We start from the raw sequence: 19,710 nt of genomic DNA, 5'->3' as shown, positions 1-19,710 counted from the left end.
ACATCCATTTTTACAATCACCAACGTTTTCAAGAACGCAACAACGGCCTTGCCCCTCTTGAAATGAGGAACAAGGCCGTCGCCTAATCTTTTATTATTTCATTGTCCACTTGACAGGGAGCTGTTCACAGGGATATTCTCTGATTTTTTTCTTGACAAGTGTATCGAGCTTCGATATAATTTATATATCGAATCTCGATGTATCGTAGTGCGAAAGGAGTTTTATGAACGATAAGTTAAAACGCGTCTATGTTCCCATGACAGAAACAGCCTTCTATATTCTCTTTCATTTACTGGAAGAACGGCATGGCTATGATATTACACAGAAGACTAAGGAAGTCACGGCAGGGCAAGTCGTGATTAGCCCTGGAACCATGTACGGCACCCTGTCGAAAATGGAGAAAGACGGCTTGATTGCCTTTGTCAGAGAAGAAGACAAGCGGAAGTTTTATCGGATAACAGAAACAGGTCGAGAAATCCTAGACATAGAATTGGCTCGGATTGAACGGCTCTATCGAAATAGCAAGGGGGAAGGCTATGGAAACTAAGACAGAAATTCATTTTTTCTTCTTGCCTGATTTTGAAAAGGAAGAAGTCTATCTGGCAGAGCATCACCGTCAGGGATGGAAATTTCAAAAAAATAAATTTGTCTTTTTCTATATCTTTGAGAAATGCCTACCTGAAGAAGTTATCTATCAACTGGATTTTAAGCCCAATGGTCAGGATAAGGAGGAATACCTCCAGATGTTTGCAGATTATGGCTGGGAATATGTTGGTGACTGCAATCATTTTTCATACTTTAGAAAGAATGAGAGTTTGGGAGAAGTTGAGCTTTATAGTGATCGTCAAAGTAAGTTCGAGATGATTGACAGAATTATTACCAGACAGTTTCTACTAGCCAGTTCCTTGTTTGTTTTCTTTATCTTGCTATTTTATGTCTTGAAGTTGCCAGCTGTTATGATTGGTATGGCTATGGTGGATATACCAGTTTTACTTTATTGTTCTATCGGCTTGATGCACTTGCGTCAGAAGTATAAGGAGGTTGGAAAATGACAAAACAAAAACGTATAGCAACCCTCATCAATGCACTTGCAATCTTCGCAGTGATTTTTCTAAATCGAAATAGTTTTATCAGCTTGATTGCAATAACGCTGATAATGATTTTAAACTTTTGGAATTTAATTGATATGAAGGAAGAAAAGTAATTCGAAAATATTTGTGGAAAAGAACTTTTATCATTTGGACAATCCACCATTCTAGGTCCTCAGACTGATTTTTAGCACTCTAGGTAAAAGAGTGCTAATTTTTTGTCTTTTTCTCTTGACAATCCATTTTTTCGGCGTATAATGAGAGTATATAGTTTAGCACTCGACATACAAGAGTGCTAACGCTAAGAAATCAACCATGTTCATGAAAGGAGCGGAGATGATTACCCAACGTCAAAATGATATTTTGAATCTGATTGTTGAATTATTTACGCGCCATCATGAGCCTGTTGGTTCTAAGGCCTTGCAGGAGATGATTGCTTCCAGCTCGGCTACCATTCGTAATGATATGGCTAAGCTGGAGCAGTTGGGTTTGCTAGAAAAGGCCCACACATCAAGTGGACGGATGCCTAGTCGGGCTGGTTTTCAATACTTTGTCAACCACTCGCTCAATCTGGAACACATTGATGAAGAAGATGTTTATCAGGTGGTCAAGGCCTTCGACTTTGAAGCCTTCAAGCTGGAAGACATCTTGGAGCGAGCAAGTCAGGTCCTAGCGGATTTGACAGGCTACACCTCGGTCATCTTAGATGTGGAGCCGACCAGTCAGCAGTTGACTTCCTTTGACATCGTGCAACTCAGTAGCCACGATGCCTTGGCAGTCTTGACTTTGGACCAGTCCAAACCAGTCACTGTCCAGTTTGCCATTCCTAAAAACTTTTTGGCTAGGGACTTGGAGGTGCTCAAACGCTTAGTTGATGAGCGCTTCGTTGGGCAGACGGTCTTGGCAATCCATTACAAGCTGCGTACGGAGATTCCCCAGGTAGTGCAACGTTACTTCACCACGACGGACAATGTCTTGGATTTGATGGATTATATCTTTTCCAATCTTTTCCAAGAATCAGTCTTCATCAGTGGAAAAGTCGCCTCTCTGACTTACGGCAATCTAGCCACCTATCAACTCTTGGATAGTCCTCAGCTATTGGCACCAGAGTTGCGGCAGGGCTTGGCTACAGACCAGCAGACCAGCATTTCCGTGGCGGAACACAGTGACCCTGCACTGGCAGATGTGACGATCATTCATCATCGCTTTCCAATCCCCTATCGGGGCATGGCCCAGATGAGTTTGCTTGGTCCTGTTGACATGGACTACCGTAGGCAGATGAGCTTGATTAACATCATCAGCCGCGTCCTATTTATGAAATTAACCGATTACTACCGTTATCTAAGTAGTAATCATTACGAAGTCAATTAGAAGGAGAATGCTTTGTCAGAAGAAATCAAAAACGAAGAAATCGTAGAAGAGGTTGAAGCAACAGAAGAAGTTGTGGAAACACCTGAAAAATCAGAATTGGATTTGGCAAACGAGCGGGCAGAGGAATTTGAAAACAAGTACCTTCGTGCCCACGCTGAAATGCAAAATATCCAACGCCGTGCCAACGAGGAACGCCAGACTATTCAGCGTTACCGTTCGCAAGATTTGGCTAAGAAAATCTTGCCGAGCTTGGATAACTTGGAACGTGCCCTTCAAGTTGAAGGCTTGACAGAAGATGTCAAAAAAGGTTTGGAAATGGTTCAAGAAAGCTTGATTCAAGCCCTTAAAGAAGAAGGGGTGGAAGAAGTCGCAACAGACGTCTTTGACCCAAATCTTCACATGGCAATTCAAACAGTACCAGCCACAGACGATTGCCCAGCAGAACACATCGCACAAGTCTTCCAAAAAGGTTACAAGTTGCATGAACGTCTGTTGAGACCTGCTATGGTGGTGGTGTCTGAGTAGTCGCTCTGCTATTTCCCAAAAAAGAAAACTTGACCGAAATGTCATGCACAGTAGTTTGCAACCAATCGCTTCGTCGCGAGGCTCCTAGCTCTTGGGCAAACTTTGTGTCGGTAACTCTAAGGTCGCTAAAGCGACAAGAGTTACTCGAAAACTATGAAAAAACCTCGTCTGCAATGACGGTAAACTATGAATGAATAAAAGAAAACTAAAATAAGAGGTAACACACATGTCTAAAATTATCGGTATTGACTTAGGTACAACAAACTCAGCAGTTGCAGTTCTTGAAGGAACTGAATCAAAAATCATTGCAAACCCAGAAGGAAACCGCACGACTCCATCTGTTGTGTCTTTCAAAAATGGTGAAATCATCGTTGGTGATGCGGCAAAACGCCAAGCAGTAACCAACCCAGATACTATCATCTCTATCAAATCAAAAATGGGAACTTCTGAAAAAGTTTCAGCAAACGGTAAAGAATACACACCGCAAGAAATCTCAGCTATGATTCTTCAATACTTGAAAGGCTACGCTGAAGAATACCTTGGTGAAAAAGTAACCAAAGCCGTTATCACAGTTCCTGCTTACTTCAACGATGCTCAACGTCAAGCAACAAAAGATGCAGGTAAAATCGCTGGTCTTGAAGTAGAACGTATTGTCAACGAGCCAACTGCAGCAGCTCTTGCTTACGGTTTGGACAAGACTGACAAAGACGAGAAAATCTTGGTATTCGACCTTGGTGGTGGTACTTTCGACGTATCTATCCTTGAGCTCGGTGACGGTGTCTTTGACGTACTTGCAACAGCAGGTGACAACAAGCTCGGTGGTGACGACTTTGACCAAAAGATTATCGACCACATGGTAGCTGAATTCAAGAAAGAAAACGGCATCGACTTGTCAGCTGACAAGATGGCCCTTCAACGTTTGAAAGATGCGGCTGAAAAAGCGAAGAAAGACCTTTCTGGTGTAACGTCAACTCAAATCAGCTTGCCGTTCATCACTGCAGGTGCAGCAGGTCCGCTTCACTTGGAAATGACATTGACACGTGCGAAATTTGACGAATTGACTTATGACCTTGTAGAACGTACAAAAGTACCTGTTCGTCAAGCTCTTTCAGATGCAGGTCTTAGCTTGTCAGAAATTGACGAAGTCATCCTTGTCGGTGGTTCAACTCGTATCCCAGCCGTTGTAGAAGCAGTAAAAGCTGAAACAGGTAAAGAGCCAAACAAATCTGTAAACCCTGACGAAGTTGTTGCTATGGGTGCGGCAATCCAAGGTGGTGTGATCACTGGTGATGTCAAAGACGTTGTCCTCCTTGACGTAACTCCATTGTCACTTGGTATCGAAACAATGGGTGGCGTATTTACAAAACTTATCGACCGCAATACAACTATCCCAACTTCTAAGTCACAAGTCTTCTCAACTGCTGCAGACAACCAGCCAGCTGTTGACATCCACGTGCTTCAAGGTGAGCGTCCAATGGCAGCGGACAACAAGACACTTGGTCGTTTCCAATTGACAGATATCCCTGCAGCCCCTCGTGGTATTCCACAAATCGAAGTAACATTTGACATCGACAAGAACGGTATCGTTTCTGTAAAAGCTAAAGACCTTGGTACACAAAAAGAACAAACCATCGTTATCCAGTCTAACTCAGGTTTGACAGATGAAGAAATCGACCGCATGATGAAAGATGCAGAAGCAAACGCAGAAGCAGATAAGAAACGTAAGGAAGAAGTGGATCTTCGTAACGATGTTGACCAAGCAATCTTTGCGACTGAGAAAACCCTGAAAGAAACTGAAGGCAAAGGCTTCGACGCAGAACGTGACCAAGCCCAAGCAGCTCTTGATGAGTTGAAAGCAGCCCAAGAAGCTAACAACTTGGACGACATGAAGGCTAAACTTGAAAACCTCAATGAAAAAGCCCAAGCCCTTGCAGTGAAACTCTATGAACAAGCAGCAGCAGCACAACAAGCAGCCGCAGGTCAAGAAGGCGCTCAAACAGCTAACAACGCAGGCGATGATGTCGTAGACGGCGAGTTTACTGAGAAGTAGGAAATAAGGAGGATATTGGAATGGCATATGATTTTCACTTAGCTCCAGCTAATGGAAATGCTCAGAGTGGTAATCTTACTTCTTTTTACGAGGTTAGTCTTGAAACAGATGAAAAAGATAAAGCCTATCTCCTAATTACCTATAAATCTGGACCTACAAGACCGATTGGAACTTGGAGTACTAAAGAATATCAGTTGCTTCAAGAACAGTTAGGTTTCAGTTTAAAATCAATTCCGATTTATTGGAAAAATGGAGAGGGAAAAGAAAATCCAATTAATGATGATTTGAGCCACTTATAATGTTTTCACAGAGGTTGTAACCCAGCCTCTGTTTTTGGGTAAATACCCTTCTAACTTTTACAGAAAGGAAAGTGTTCGTAATCGAACACGGGCTACGGACTGTGCCAAAAAGATAGTTTTTCCTAGGACGGTGAGGTCCTGCGTCAAAACTCCTATTTTGGCTGTGTCCGCTTTACACCCTTAGTATCTTATATGAACAACACAGAATTTTACGATCGTCTGGGGGTTTCTAAGAATGCTTCGCCAGACGAGATTAAGAAGGCTTATCGCAAGCTTTCAAAGAAATACCATCCAGATATTAATAAGGATCCGGGTGCGGAGGATAAATACAAGGAAGTCCAAGAGGCATATGAGACCTTGAGCGATCCGCAGAAGCGTTCTGCCTATGACCAATTTGGTCCAGCTGGTGCCAATGGAGGCTTCGGCGGTGGAGCTGGTGGCTTTGGTGGTTTCGACGGAGCTGGTTTCGGTGGCTTTGAGGACATCTTCTCAAGCTTCTTTGGTGGTGGCGGTGCGACCCGCAATCCTAACGCTCCGCGTCAAGGGGATGACCTCCAATACCGTGTCAATCTCAAGTTTGAAGAAGCTATTTTCGGTGCAGAAAAAGAAGTTTCATATCACCGTGAAGCGACCTGTCGGACCTGTACGGGTTCAGGTACCAAACCTGGTACTAGTCCAGTAACCTGTGGACGCTGTCACGGTTCAGGGATTATCAATGTGGACACGCAAACACCACTTGGTACCATGCGCCGTCAAATGACCTGTGATGTCTGTCATGGTCGTGGTAAACAAATTAAGGATCCATGTACAACTTGTCGTGGAACCGGTCATGAAAAACAAGCTCATACGGTAACGGTTAAGGTGCCAGCTGGTATTGAAACCGGACAACGTATCCGTTTGGCAGGTCAAGGAGAAGCTGGTTTTAATGGTGGTCCTTATGGAGATCTTTATGTTATTATCCAAGTTCAGGCTTCAGAAAAGTTTGAACGTGAGGGGACGACGATTTATTACAAATTAGATCTTAACTTTGTCCAAGCTGCTCTTGGTGATACTGTTCATGTACCAACGGTTCATGGTGATGTAGATATGGTTATCCCTGAAGGAACACAGACTGGTAAGACTTTCCGGTTAAAAGGTAAGGGGGCACCGAGTATAAACGGAGGTGCAATTGGCGACCAGTATGTGACGGTCAACATTGTTACCCCTACAGGCTTGAATGACCGCCAACGTTCAGCCCTAAAAGAATTTGCAGCAGCAGGAAATATTGATGTCAAACCCCATAAAAAAGGATTCTTTGACAAGGTAAAAGATGCTTTTGATGAGCTGTAAATTGCTTTTATCGGTATACTCAAAATCAGTAAGCTTGGCTTGCTGATTTTTTACTTTCATGATAAGCTAATAAAAAATACAAGGAGAAGCCTATGTGGAAAGATGCGACGGAAATGGCCCTGGCAGTACGAGCAGGTCAGGTTTCTGCTAGAGAATTGGTAGCGGAAGCTACTGAACGAGTAGAAGAGGAAAATCCTGCTATCAATGCAGTTGTCAGCAAGCAATACGAGCAAGCCCTGCAAGAAGCAGAAACAGGGGACTTTCAAGATAAGCCCTTTGGCGGCGTCCCTCTTTTGTTGAAAGATTTGGGGCAAAATGAAGAAGGGCACTTGTCAACAGCGGGCTCTCGTCTATTCCAGAACTACCGAGCGGGGCATACAGACAAGTTGGTTCAGGCTTTCAAGGATCTGGGTTTCATCGTCTTGGGCCGGACCAATACGCCAGAGTTTGGATTTAAGAACATATCGGATTCTAGCCTACATGGTCCGGTCAAGTTGCCACTAGATCTGAGCCGCAACGCAGGTGGATCCAGTGGCGGAGCTGCTGCTGCTGTGGCTTCTGGCATGATACCATTGGCGGCAGCTTCAGATGGTGGAGGCTCAATCCGTATTCCCGCCTCCTTCAATGGTTTGATTGGGCTCAAGCCCAGTCGGGGTCGCATTCCTGTTGGACCAAATTCTTATCGAGGTTGGCAGGGAGCTTCCAGCAACTTTGCCTTGACCAAGTCGATCCGCGATACCAAGCACCTCCTCTATCACTTGCAGACCTATCAGGTGGAAGCCCCCTTTCCTCTGGCTCTTCTGCCTGAGCAGAGTCTCCTTGCACCGCAAGATAAACCTCTGAAAATTGCCTACAGTCTGGAATCGCCGATTGGCAGTCCGGTTTCCGCTCATGCCAAACAGGCTGTCTTGTCCCTTCTGCCTCAGTTAGAAGCACTGGGGCACCAGATTACTGAACTTCAAAGACCTGTCTTGGACGGTGTTGAGGTCATGCAGGCCTATTACCTGATGAACAGCGTTGAAACAGCCCAGATGTTTGATGAGATTGAGGCGGGGCTGGGTCGGCCTATGACCCCTGATGACATGGAGGTCATGACCTGGGCCATTTACCAGAGCGGGCAGACAGTTCCAGCCAAGCTCTATTCCAAGGTTTTGCAGGATTGGGACCGCTACAGTGCCACCATGGCGGACTTCCACCAGCACTATGACCTTCTTCTGACGCCGACCGTGGCGGATGTGGCTCCCAAGCTAGACCAGTTCACTCACTCGCAAGAGATGCTGGACCGCTTGTTGCACATGCAGGAGTTGGCAATGGAAGAGCAGCAGGACTTGATCTGGCAAATGTTCGAGGATAGCCTAGCCCTAACTCCCTTTACCCAGCAGGCAAACATCACCGGTCAACCGGCTATCAGTTTGCCAACTTATAAGACTCCACAAGGCCTGCCAATCGGAGTTCAATTCACAGCAGCAAAGGGACGAGAGGATTTACTCTTGCAGTTGGCAGACCAAATGGAGGCAGTAGGTTTACTCAACTTGTAAGGGAATTCATTTTTCAGATAAAATACTTGCCAAATCCTTGCAAAAGTGTTACCCTATAAAAGTTGGTGGGTTAACACCGAAAAAGTAAAAAGGAAGCTATGGCTTCCAAAGGAGATTGTTTTATGTTGAAAAAAGTTTTGGCCACAGCTCTCTTGGTTTCTACATTGACCTTGGCAGCATGTTCTAGCTCAAGTTCTAATACTAGCAGTTCTTCTGCTGAACAAACTCAATGGGAAAAAGTACAAGAAGCAGGTGTCTTGAAGGTTGCAACACCAGGTACCCTTTTCCCAACTTCTTACTACAACGATGCTAAAGAATTGGTCGGTTATGAAATTGACATGATCAATGAAATTGGTAAACGTTTGAAATTGGAAATCGAATACCAAGAAATCGGTGTGGCAGAAGCCTTTACAGCTGTGGATAGTGGCAAGGTTGATATTTCTGTTAACAACTTTGACATGACAGAAGCACGTAAGGAAAAGTATAACTTCTCTATCCCTTACAAGTATTCAGTTGGTGGCTACATCGTCCGTGAAGATGGTTCATCAGGAATCGAAGCAGCTGACTTGAGCGACTGGACTGGTAAAAAAGCTGGTGGTGGCGCAGGTACTCAGTACATGAAAATTGCTGAAAAGCAAGGTGCAGAGCCAGTGATCTATGACAACGTAACCAACGATGTCTATTTGCGTGATGTATCAACAGGTCGTACAGACTTCATTCCAAACGACTACTACACACAAGTCATGGCCATCAAATGGGTCAATGCCAACTTCCCAGACATCAAGGTAAAAATGGGTGATGCAAAATACAATCCAACTGAACAAGGTATTGTCATGAGCAAGGCTGACACAAGTTTGAAAGAAAAAATTGACGAAGCTCTTGAAGCAATGAAAGCTGACGGAACTTTGAAGGCAATTTCTGAGAAATACTATGCAGGACAAGATTTGACAGTTCCTGTTGAAAATGCAGATGAGTTGCCAGTTATCGAAGTTGAATAAGACCTCGTAACAAATTAAATGCATCTTGTATAGACTTTGTCAGTCACAGACTGGCAAGGTCTATCTGGTTTTTAGGAAAGAGGAGAAGATATGGATATTAACTGGCAGGCAGTTTTTAATGCAGATATTGCAAGAGAGGCTATTCCACAGATTTTGGAGGGGCTTCCCTACACTTTATCCCTATCCCTAATTGGTTTTGCCTTGGGGACTTTCTGCGGATTTTTTGTAGCCCTTATGCGGATGTCTAAGTTTGCACCCTTGCGTTGGTTGGCTATGGCCCATATTTCTCTCATGCGTGGCATTCCCCTCATGGTTCTTCTTTTCTTCATCTATTTTGGCTTGCCCTTTATGGGGCTACAACTAGATGCCATCTCCGCATCTATTATCGCCTTTACCTCCATGTCCAGTGCCTACATTTCTGAAATTATTCGTGCATCTCTTTCGGCCATTGATAAGGGGCAATGGGAAGCGGCGCGTTCCCTGGGTTTGCGGACCAATGTGATTTACCGAAAAATCATCATTCCTCAAGCTTTTCGCATTGCCCTTCCACCCCTTAGCAATGTTCTCTTAGACATGGTAAAAAGTACCTCTCTGACAGCTATGATTACGGTGCCAGAGATTTTCAATAAGGCCAAGATAGTCGGCGGAGCCAAGTCGGACTATATGACCGTCTACATCTGTGTGGCCCTTATTTATTGGGTTATCTGTACCTTGTATGCTGTCGGACAGGTACATTTGGAAAAACGCTTGGCTACCTATTAAAACGCATTGTTGAGGTGAATAACTAGAGATTAAGAGAGGACAGTTGTTCTCTCTTTTTGAGTCAATTGAAAATAGTTGGCTATTGAAATGAAAGCTGAGCGTTTTTGATATAAGTAATAACTATATCTATTGCTAGAAAAAAGCTATTTGAAAGCCTCTATCTTTTCTGATATGATAGAACAGTATTATTTTTAGGAGAAACTATGTCAAATAATTTATTAGTATTGCAATCTGACTTTGGTCTGGTAGATGGTGCTGTGTCAGCTATGATTGGTGTGGCTCTTCAGGAGTCGCGTGACCTAGTTGTTCATAACCTCACCCATGATATTACACCCTACAACATTTTTGAAGGCTCTTACCGTCTTTTTCAGACAGTTGAATATTGGCCAGAAGGGACAATATTTGTCTCAGTTGTTGACCCAGGGGTTGGTTCTAAGCGAAAAAGTGTCGTGGCCTTGACCGAGCAGAATCACTATATTGTCACACCAGACAATGGAACGCTTTCTTTCATCAAGAAACATGTGGGTATTAAGGCTGTTCGTGAAATTTCAGAAGTAGCCAACCGTCGTGCTAACACAGAACATTCCTATACTTTCCATGGTCGTGATGTTTATGCTTACACAGGTGCAAAATTAGCCTCAGGCCATATCAGCTTTGAAGAAGTTGGACCAGAGTTGCAGGTAGCAGATATTGTTGAAATTCCAACCGTTCCGACAGAAGTTGGTTCAGACTTTGTCAAAGGAGCTATCGACATCTTGGATGTTCGCTTTGGTTCGCTTTGGACATCTATCACACGTGAAGAATTTTATACCTTAAACCCTCAGTTCGAGGATCGATTTGAAGTGACCATTTATAACAATGATATGTTGGTCTATCAAAACCAAGTAACCTATGGCAAGTCTTTTGCGGATGTCCGCATCGGTCAACCCCTGCTCTATATCAATTCGCTCTATCGAGTAGGCTTGGCCATTAACCAAGGATCCTTTGCCAAGGCTTATAATGTCGGTGTCGGTCAAAACTGGCATATTGAAATCAAACGCATTAGTAATTAAAGAAAATGAAGGAGAATTTTATGAAAAATAATTCTATCAAAACTGTCGTTGCTACCGGTATCGGTGCTGCCCTCTTTGTTGTCATTGGCTTGCTTATTAGCATTCCTACCTTTGTTCCTAACACCTATATTCAATTGCAATATGCAGTTCAATCGCTCTTGTCAATTGTTTTTGGTCCAATTGTTGGTTTCTTTGTAGGACTAATTGGTCATGCCTTTATTGATGCGCTAAGAGGTGGTTCACCTTGGTGGTCTTGGGTACTAGCTTCAGCAGTGTTCGGATTGGTGCTAGGTTTTGCAAAAAACCGTCTTCGTGTTGAGGAAGGGATTTTTGAAGGAAAAGATATTTTGGTTTTCAATATCTTCCAAGTAGTTGCCAATGTCATTGCCTGGGGAATTATCGCTCCAGTATTGGACATTGTAATCTATAGTGAAGCAGCAAATAAGGTATTCACTCAGGGCTTGGTAGCTGGGATTGTCAATAGTATTACCGTAGCTATTGCTGGTACTATTCTACTAGGAGTTTATGCTCGTTCGCAAACGAAAACAGGCAGTTTATCAAAAGAGTAAGACTTATCGGATAATGTTTTAAACATGATATATCATTTTACATAGATCATAGAATCAATCTTGAACATTCAAGGTTGATTTCTTTGTATAATCTATTGCTTTGATGATATAATAATATAAAAAATAAAAAGGAGGGATAATATGGCTTGGACTGAAGAAAATCTGACACCAATCATTCATTCCCTCCTTAATCCTGGTGAAGAAGTTCTGCATATCTATCAATCAGAAACAACAGACTCTTTATATGTTTGTATTACGTGGAATACTTGTTACTATAAGGTATTCCGCATTAGCAATCATCCGTCAAAATCTACTTACAAGCAACCAACTTTTTATGATTTTCATGGTGAGTTTTATATGAAAGGAGCTATTCGAAATTTTCTCTACCAAGATGGCAGTTGGTATGCCCTATCCAAGAAAGGTTACTATCTTTTACGCTTCTTTCAGAAGGCTTGGGTGGACAAACAGGAAATTTTTGCAAGTTGGCATAAGGGGAAATTAGAAGTCCGGCTATTCGTTGAAGAGGAAGAAGATGACTGTTTGGTACATTATCGTTTTCCAGACAATCAAGCTCGAGAAGTTGAGCGATTATTGGCATCAGGCTTGCTGACAGCTACTCGTATTTCTAAGAACTCAAGGAAGATACGAATCAGCAGATTTGTACATCCTTATATTGATTTAGTGGAACAACGAAAATGTTACCCTAAGAAACCTAGCAGAGCTATGCTTCAGTGGGAAAGGTATCAGACGCAACTGATTGAATTGCAACGGACCTATCGCTTACCTATTAACAGGCCACCTTCAACCTTTATTGGAAAATGGCTGAGCAAACTACAAGTTTATCTCTGCTCTGCTATTGTCAACTACTGGGAAGGAGTTCTAAACGGAGTTGATTGGTCTGAAAAAGTAGCAGTCTGCGAACAGAAGAAGGTTGTGAAACCTATTAACCCCATAGAAGATAAGTGGAAAAGGAATATTGCTAAGAGAAATAAGAGAAAAATGGGACAATTAATCGGAAGTGATACGCTCAAAAAACTAGAGCAATTAAAATCTGAACTGGATAAATAGAAGTGATTCTTCCATAAGGACACTCAAATTTCCGGTTCAGATTTTTGTTTTTTGCAGATGCAAGCGATATAATTTATAATGACTCTTTTATTAGAAATGACAGAGTTCTATCATCTATTGCAAAGATTGAGAAGGAGAAATCATGTCAAAAGACATTCGCGTATTGTTATACTACAAGTATGTTCCCATTGAAAATGCCAAAGAATATGCTGCTGAGCACTTGGCTTTCTGTAAGTCTATCGGACTCAAAGGCCGTATCTTGATTGCTGATGAAGGTATCAATGGTACTGTTTCTGGTGACTACGAAACAACTCAAAAATACATGGACTATGTTCATGCTAACCCATTGTTCAGTGATTTGTGGTTTAAGATTGATGAAGAAAATGAGCAAGCTTTCAAGAAAATGCATGTTCGTTACAAAAAAGAAATTGTTCACCTTGGTCTAGAAGACAACGACTTCGACAGTGACATTGACCCACTTGTGACGACAGGTGCTTACTTGTCACCAAAAGAGTTCAAAGAAGCTCTCTTGGATGAAGATACAGTTGTTTTGGATACCCGTAACGACTACGAGTACGACCTAGGTCACTTCCGTGGTGCAATTCGCCCAGATATCCGCAACTTCCGTGAATTGCCACAATGGGTTCGTGACAACAAAGAAAAATTCATGGACAAGCGCGTGGTGGTTTACTGTACTGGTGGTGTTCGCTGTGAGAAATTCTCAGGCTGGATGGTTCGTGAAGGCTACAAGGATGTAGGTCAGCTCCACGGTGGTATTGCAACCTATGGTAAAGACCCAGAAGTCCGTGGCGAACTCTGGGATGGTAAGATGTACGTCTTTGACGAGCGTATAGCAGTTGATGTCAACCATGTAGACCCAGTTGTTGTTGGTAAGGACTGGTTCGATGGTACACCATGTGAACGCTATGTCAACTGTGGCAACCCATTCTGTAACCGCCGTACCCTCATGTCAGAAGAAAACGAACACAAGTATGTTCGTGGTTGCTCAGCTGAATGCCGTGCCCACGAGCGCAACCGTTACATCACTGAAAACGGCTTGACCCGTCAAGAATGGGCAGAACGCCTAGAAGCGATTGGTGAAGAGTTACCAGTATTGGTATAATATGTAATAGATAAGAAGTTCCTACTATGATATAATGACATAGTAGGAACTTTTTTTGTACGAAAGATAGATGAAAGGAAAAAGAGATGGACAAAGAACTTGTATTGACTAAGATTAGAGAAGCATTTCCGGACGCAAAAGAGCATTCAACAACGGCCTATCTGGCGTTTCGAGTACGAAATGAAAAAGGTAAGTTACAAAATTTTATTGAAATTCATTTTCAAAAAAATCGAGTGAAAATAGCTGTATTATCCCGCTTCTTATCCAAGGAGGATACAAAAGTTTTTCGTCTGGTATCTAAAAAAAGTGGATGGTCACTTGATGCGGAGTATTATATAGAATCAGAAGATAATCTGGAAACAGTCTTGCCTTTTATCCGCAAATCGTATGAGGGAATCAAGGCAAGCAGGTCTAGTTTGGCTGATATCCATGAACAAGCGTTCAAAGAATGGATAAACAAGGAAAAAGCAAGGAGTGGAAGGTCAGGCTGGCGATCGGTTGATTCTAAAATTTTATGGTTAAAGGGAGAGAATTACCAAAATGCAACGATTCGGATTTCTCCAATAAAAGAATTATTGCTCGAAATCGAAAGTCTTTCTGAAGAAGAAATCTCACTCCTCCACTCCTTCCCAGAAAATTTATTTTCTCTTTCTGCTAGCTCTTTTCTCAAGGTACATGAACAAATTGCGACCGTTTGCCAAAGGCATAAGAAAGCAATCAGTGAAGCAGTAAGGAAGAGGAATTTACAAAACACCAAGAATGCAGAATTCGCCAATTTTGAAGTCTCTGTCTTTGCAAAAGAATACCTGCAGTTTCTAAGTCAAAGAAAAAGGAAAGATATGGACGGAACCTTGATTACTACCCTATTAACCTCCCACAACCTCATCCTCCGTGGGGCACCTGGTACTGGGAAGACCTATTTAGCAAAACAGATTGCAGAGGAGTTAACGGGTGGGAATCCAGAACAGATTGGCTTTGTTCAATTTCATCCTTCCTATGATTACACCGATTTTGTAGAAGGTTTGCGGCCGGTAAAAGATGATTCTGGAGAAATCAAGTTTGACATTAAACCTGGAATTTTCAAAGAGTTTTGTCAAAAAGCTATTAAATCTTCAAAATCAGGAGGACAGGACAATTTTGACGAGGCTTGGGAAACGTTTTGGGAGGCTGTTTCTGATGAGCCCGATGGCTATAAGATGAAAACACTGACAGGCAAACCGATGAATTTAGTCGCTTATGAAAGAGGGGGCATGTCTGGAGTCACCGAGAAAGGCACATCCAGTAATTTTTATAATAAAGCTCAATGTTACAAACTGTATAAAGGGCAATCTGGTGTCCCACAAGGTGGATTTGATAATTATAGAAGAGCCATTCTGAAGCATCTGGAAGAGAAATTCGGTCTAAAACCCTATCAAGCGCCTGAAGATATTCAATCTGACAAAAAATTCGTCTTTATCATCGATGAAATCAACCGTGGGGAGATTTCCAAGATTTTTGGTGAATTATTTTATGCCATTGACCCAGGCTATCGTGGCAAGAAGGGAGAAATTTCCACTCAGTATGCCAACATGTATGAAGGGGAAGAAAAGTTCTATATTCCGGAAAATGTCTATATCATTGGTACCATGAATGATATTGACCGTTCGGTGGATAGTTTTGATTTCGCCATGCGTCGACGTTTTCGCTTTGTGGAAATAACCGCTGCAGAAAGTTTAGGTATGTGGGAGAATCGGTTGGATGCTAGTGAGATTAGGGAAGCTAGCCACCGTTTGACAAATTTGAATAATGCTATTGAAAATGTGGCGGATCTCAACCGAAATTACCATATCGGACCATCATACTTTTTAGTTTTACCTCAACTAGACTATGATTATGACCTGTTTTGGAAGGATTATATACAGCCTTTATTGGAGGAATACCTGCGTGGTAGCTACCAAGAAGCAGAAGTGTTAGAAGGGTTGAAAGCTGCTTTTGATAAACTAGAGGATACAGGTTATGTGGATAACGGATAACCAACGAGGAATTTCTAAAACCACCTTTAAAGATAAGTACCCCCAATTGACAGAACAGTTGGTAGATAGAAGTTTGGATTCTTTATCAAAAGAACACGGCCTGTTCTTATTTCCAACTAGCTGGCAAGAAATTTCGGATCTTGAAAAATCCGATAAAGTATTTGAGACGGTTGATGATACTTTGCGAACTGGGAATGTCATTGGATTTATTGGATGTGGTCCAGAAAGAGTGACGATTCATTCTCGCTTTGCTCAAAATGATACTGAAGATTATTTTTTACATTATATGTTGCAAAAAGTTCTCCACCTGAATGTGACCAACTTGGAAACCTCACTTTCGCTTGAGCAACAATTTTATCAGCTTTACATTTACCTGTTTCCCTCATTTCTTCAAGCGGCCATGAAAAAAGGCCTCTATAAAGAGTACCGTCGATTTCAATATCATGATGCGAACATGAAAGGTGCCTTGGACGTCGCCCGTCAACTGAAGAATAGTATACCGTTTGAGGGCAGGATTGCCTACAACACCAGAGAGTTTTCTTTTGATAATAATCTGATGCAATTGATACGGCTTACCATTGAGTTTATCAAGTCTCATCCGCTATCACGTTCATTTGAATTATTTCAATCAAAAGATAGAGAGAATGTTGAGGCAGTCATTCGAGCAACACCAAGTTACCAGTTTTCTGACAGGAGCTACACAATCTACCAAAACCAGCTTACACCGGTTCGTCATGCATATTTTCATGAATACAGATCCTTACAGAAACTCTGTCTCATGATTTTAAGAGGTCAAATGCATGGTATTGGTCAAAGTGAACAGAAGATCCATGGCATTCTATTTGATGTGGCCTGGCTCTGGGAAGAATACCTGGCGCAACTGTTGGGGGAAGAGTTTCATCATCCGCGAAATAAGGCGAAGAGTGGCAGTTTTTCCATGTTTCAAAGAGGGAATGGCCGGATATATCCAGATTTTGTTTCTGTATCAGATCGGTCAATTGTTGCGGATGCTAAGTATAAACCGCTCGAAAATATTAATGGAGCGGACTACCTGCAGTTAGTTGCCTATATGTATCGATTTAATGCTAAACAAGGCTTTTATCTCTTTCCTTATGCTGGAAAAAATGAAGAGAATAAGCGGTATGAATTGTTAGAAGGTATCGGTCAGAAACGAAGCAAGCCAGTTGTGGTTGAAAAAGTAGGCTTGGTCATTCCACAAGAAGCAGCTTCCTTTGTGGATTTTTGCCAGCAGATAGAGGCCAATGAGCATGCTTTTTTGAAATCTTTTGTAGAAAAAACTGAGTGAGAGGTGAAGAGCTTATTGATGATCTTTCTCATTCTTCGTCATAGCTCATGGATTGAGAGAAAGGGAGAATTCTTCCTTTTTTTCATGCTGGATTCTGATATAATAGGAATATGAAAAAAGTCATCGAATTCAAGAATTTTTCTTTTAAATACAATGCGCAGACGGAAGCGACCTTACATGAGATTGATTTGACCATTTTCGAGGGGGAAAAGGTTCTCATTATTGGACCGTCTGGATCGGGCAAGTCCACTCTTGGTCAAGTCTTAAACGGGATTATTCCAAATATCCATAAGGGAACCCATTCTGGAGATTTCGAACTGATGGGGCAGTCTGCTTTCGACCAGTCCATTTACCAAAAATCTCTCTTGGTCAGCACTGTCTTGCAGGATACGGATGGTCAGTTTATTGGGCTTTCTGTTGCTGAAGATATGGCATTTGCACTGGAAAATGACATGGAAACCTTGGCGACCATGAAAGAACGAGTTCATGACTGGGCAGAACGCTTGGAACTAAATGAATTGCTCAACCATCGTCCCCAGGATCTTTCGGGAGGTCAGAAGCAACGGGTCAGCCTAGCAGGGGTCTTGATTGATGAAAGTCCTATTTTGTTATTCGATGAACCTCTGGCCAATTTAGATCCCAAATCTGGACAGGATACCATTGACTTGATTGATCGTTTGCATGAGCAAGAAGGAACGACGACCATCATCATTGAACACCGCTTGGAAGATGTCCTTTACCGACATGTAGACAGAATTGTGCTGATAAACGAAGGGCGTATTTTGTTCAATGGTCATCCAGATCAGCTCTTGCAGACAAGTTTATTAAGAGAAAATGGTATTCGAGAGCCTCTCTATATTTCTACCTTACGAGGCTTAGGTTATCCAATTGAAAGATCTGATAACCTCTCTTCAGTCTGGGAACTTGAACTAGGTTCATTAGAAATGGGCCAACTCCCAAGTGTCAACTTGACAGAAGTGGAAAAGGAAGTCTTGTTGGAAGCTCGCAATTTACAATTCGCTTACTCTGATAAAACCATTCTCTCAGGCATAGATTTAAACATCTATAAGGGGGAACGCTTGGCCATCGTCGGAAAAAATGGGGCTGGGAAATCAACCTTAGCTAAGGCCTTGTGTGCCTTTATTCAACCTGATGGGGAGATATTGTGGCAGGGTAAATCCATTAAGGATGATTCTGTCAAGGAGAGAGCGGAGCGGATTGGCTACGTCCTTCAGAACCCTAATCAGATGATCAGTCAGACCATGATTTTTGATGAGGTAGCCCTTGGTTTACGAATGAGGGGAGTGGCGGAAGAAGAGATTGAGGCTAGGGTCTTCAAGATTTTAGAAGTTTGTGGTTTGTATCAGTACCGTAAATGGCCAATTTCAGCCTTATCCTATGGTCAGAAGAAGAGGGTGACTATTGCCTCTATCTTGGTGCTTCATCCAGAGATTATTCTTTTGGATGAACCAACGGCTGGTCAGGACCAACGTCATTACCAGGAGATGATGGATTTCTTGGATCAACTTAATGCTCAAGGACACACCATTGTGATGATTACCCACGATATGCAGTTGATGTTGGATTATTCAGATAGGGCTATTGTTGTGGTGGATGGACGGATTATCGAAGATGCTAGTCCAGCAGAAATCTTGTCAGATAGTAAGGTCATTGAAGAAGCCAATTTGAAGGAAACATCTATATTCCACTTGGCAGAACGCTTGGCAGTAAATCCACTGGAATTGACTATGTTCTACATGCAGGAAGAAAGGAGAGAGGCATGAGCCAACAACATTTAATTGGTTACCATAAAGGAAGAGGCATTATTTACGATTTGTCTGCTGTTACCAAGCTCTTGTTTTTCCTGATTGTGACAATTCTTGCTATGGTAACTTACGATACTCGTTTGATTGCCTTTATTGCACTATTTTCGCTGGCCTTATTCAAACTATCCGGTATTCGCTATAAGGATGTGTCCCTTGTTCTGCTGTTTACAATTATTTTTGCCTTCTTAAATGCCTTGATGGTTCATCTGTTTGCACCAAGGTACGGAGTAGAGCTCTATGGGGCTGAAACGGTTATCCTTTCTGTTTTTGGTTCCTATTCCTTGACCAGCCAACAGGTCTTTTATCTATTGAACCTGCTCTTGAAGTATTTTTGTACAGTGCCTCTGGCTCTTGTCTTTTTGATGACAACCCATCCGAGTCAATTTGCATCAAGCTTAAATCAGATTGGGGTATCTTATAAGGTAGCCTATGCGGTTAGTTTGACTATGCGTTATATCCCAGATATTCAGGAGGAGTTTTATACTATTCGGATGTCCCAGGAAGCGCGTGGTTTGGAGTTATCTAAGAAGGGCAAGCTAATGGAGCGGATTAAGGGCAATCTAGCTCTGGTTATCCCTTTGATTTTTGGTTCCTTAGAGCGAATTGATACCATTTCAACAGCTATGGAATTGCGACGTTTCGGGAAAAATAAAAAAAGAACCTGGTATAGCTACCAAGCCTTGCAAAGTATTGATTATCTGGTTCTAGCCCTTATTTTTATGCTAATTCTCACTACAATCGGACTTTTATTTGTGAATGGTGGACGTTTTTACAACCCGTGGAGATAGAGAAAA

Annotated in this window: 19 protein-coding genes; all 19 read left to right on the top strand. The window is 42.3% G+C overall.

Annotated elements, in window-relative coordinates; translation table 11 throughout:
• Positions 1–223 precede the first annotated feature (223 nt).
• The 19 genes from NF418_RS07245 (at position 224) to NF418_RS07155 (ending at position 19,704) form a co-directional block, all read left to right on the top strand.
• Entirely contained in the window at positions 224–547 is a 324-nt protein-coding gene (locus NF418_RS07245) for a PadR family transcriptional regulator (protein WP_256779027.1), read from the top strand.
• Positions 537–1,052 carry a DUF2812 domain-containing protein gene (locus NF418_RS07240; RefSeq protein ID WP_052502460.1) on the top strand — a complete coding sequence of 172 codons (516 nt, stop codon included), beginning with the start codon at positions 537–539 and terminating at the stop codon, positions 1,050–1,052. The genes NF418_RS07245 and NF418_RS07240 overlap by 11 nt, the downstream gene beginning before the upstream one ends.
• Positions 1,049–1,204 carry a hypothetical protein gene (locus tag NF418_RS07235; protein WP_153309101.1) on the top strand — a complete coding sequence of 52 codons (156 nt, stop codon included), beginning with the start codon at positions 1,049–1,051 and terminating at the stop codon, positions 1,202–1,204. The genes NF418_RS07240 and NF418_RS07235 overlap by 4 nt, the downstream gene beginning before the upstream one ends.
• A 220-nt stretch (positions 1,205–1,424) precedes the next feature.
• Entirely contained in the window at positions 1,425–2,459 is a 1,035-nt protein-coding gene (gene hrcA, locus NF418_RS07230) for a heat-inducible transcriptional repressor HrcA (RefSeq protein WP_256779030.1), read from the top strand.
• Positions 2,460–2,471: 12 nt separating this feature from the next.
• The gene (gene grpE, locus NF418_RS07225; protein WP_002943082.1) at positions 2,472–2,984 is read left to right on the top strand and encodes a nucleotide exchange factor GrpE; all 513 of its coding nucleotides are present in this window, start codon (positions 2,472–2,474) and stop codon (positions 2,982–2,984) included.
• 226 nt (positions 2,985–3,210) lie between these two features.
• A complete protein-coding gene (gene dnaK, locus NF418_RS07220; protein ID WP_002943084.1) occupies positions 3,211–5,034 on the top strand; it encodes a molecular chaperone DnaK in 1,824 nt (607 codons plus the stop codon).
• A 20-nt stretch (positions 5,035–5,054) separates the two neighbouring features.
• Positions 5,055–5,333 (top strand): hypothetical protein, encoded by a 279-nt coding sequence (locus NF418_RS07215; RefSeq protein ID WP_256779026.1) that lies wholly within the window; start codon positions 5,055–5,057, stop codon positions 5,331–5,333.
• Between the two features lie 192 nt (positions 5,334–5,525).
• Positions 5,526–6,662, top strand: coding sequence for a molecular chaperone DnaJ (gene dnaJ, locus NF418_RS07210; protein ID WP_256779025.1), 1,137 nt, complete (start codon positions 5,526–5,528; stop codon positions 6,660–6,662).
• Between the two features lie 92 nt (positions 6,663–6,754).
• The gene (locus NF418_RS07205; RefSeq protein WP_256779024.1) at positions 6,755–8,200 is read left to right on the top strand and encodes an amidase; all 1,446 of its coding nucleotides are present in this window, start codon (positions 6,755–6,757) and stop codon (positions 8,198–8,200) included.
• Positions 8,201–8,322: 122 nt separating this feature from the next.
• Positions 8,323–9,198: a transporter substrate-binding domain-containing protein gene (locus NF418_RS07200; protein ID WP_256779023.1), complete on the top strand. Its 876-nt coding sequence runs from the start codon at positions 8,323–8,325 to the stop codon at positions 9,196–9,198.
• A 90-nt stretch (positions 9,199–9,288) separates the two neighbouring features.
• Positions 9,289–9,960 (top strand): amino acid ABC transporter permease, encoded by a 672-nt coding sequence (locus tag NF418_RS07195; protein ID WP_256779022.1) that lies wholly within the window; start codon positions 9,289–9,291, stop codon positions 9,958–9,960.
• 203 nt (positions 9,961–10,163) lie between these two features.
• Entirely contained in the window at positions 10,164–11,012 is an 849-nt protein-coding gene (locus NF418_RS07190) for an SAM hydrolase/SAM-dependent halogenase family protein (protein ID WP_256779021.1), read from the top strand.
• 20 nt (positions 11,013–11,032) lie between these two features.
• On the top strand, positions 11,033–11,581 hold the full coding sequence (locus NF418_RS07185) for an ECF-type riboflavin transporter substrate-binding protein (protein ID WP_256779020.1): 549 nt from the start codon (positions 11,033–11,035) through the stop codon (positions 11,579–11,581).
• Positions 11,582–11,722: 141 nt separating this feature from the next.
• Positions 11,723–12,649 (top strand): hypothetical protein, encoded by a 927-nt coding sequence (locus NF418_RS07180; protein ID WP_256779019.1) that lies wholly within the window; start codon positions 11,723–11,725, stop codon positions 12,647–12,649.
• A 142-nt stretch (positions 12,650–12,791) separates the two neighbouring features.
• Positions 12,792–13,772 carry an oxygen-dependent tRNA uridine(34) hydroxylase TrhO gene (gene trhO / locus NF418_RS07175; RefSeq protein ID WP_256779018.1) on the top strand — a complete coding sequence of 327 codons (981 nt, stop codon included), beginning with the start codon at positions 12,792–12,794 and terminating at the stop codon, positions 13,770–13,772.
• Between the two features lie 86 nt (positions 13,773–13,858).
• Positions 13,859–15,784, top strand: coding sequence for an McrB family protein (locus tag NF418_RS07170; RefSeq protein WP_256779017.1), 1,926 nt, complete (start codon positions 13,859–13,861; stop codon positions 15,782–15,784).
• On the top strand, positions 15,768–17,090 hold the full coding sequence (locus NF418_RS07165; protein ID WP_256779016.1) for an McrC family protein: 1,323 nt from the start codon (positions 15,768–15,770) through the stop codon (positions 17,088–17,090). Before NF418_RS07170 ends, NF418_RS07165 begins: the two co-directional genes overlap by 17 nt.
• Before the next feature lie 110 nt (positions 17,091–17,200).
• Entirely contained in the window at positions 17,201–18,874 is a 1,674-nt protein-coding gene (locus tag NF418_RS07160; protein ID WP_256779015.1) for an ABC transporter ATP-binding protein, read from the top strand.
• Positions 18,871–19,704 carry an energy-coupling factor transporter transmembrane component T family protein gene (locus NF418_RS07155; protein ID WP_256779014.1) on the top strand — a complete coding sequence of 278 codons (834 nt, stop codon included), beginning with the start codon at positions 18,871–18,873 and terminating at the stop codon, positions 19,702–19,704. The genes NF418_RS07160 and NF418_RS07155 overlap by 4 nt, the downstream gene beginning before the upstream one ends.
• The last annotated feature ends 6 nt before the right edge of the window (positions 19,705–19,710 follow it).

The sequence above is a fragment of the Streptococcus suis genome, from assembly GCF_024509555.1.
GTDB lineage: Bacteria > Bacillota > Bacilli > Lactobacillales > Streptococcaceae > Streptococcus > Streptococcus suis_AD.
This window is presented reverse-complemented; position numbering and strand designations above follow the sequence as displayed.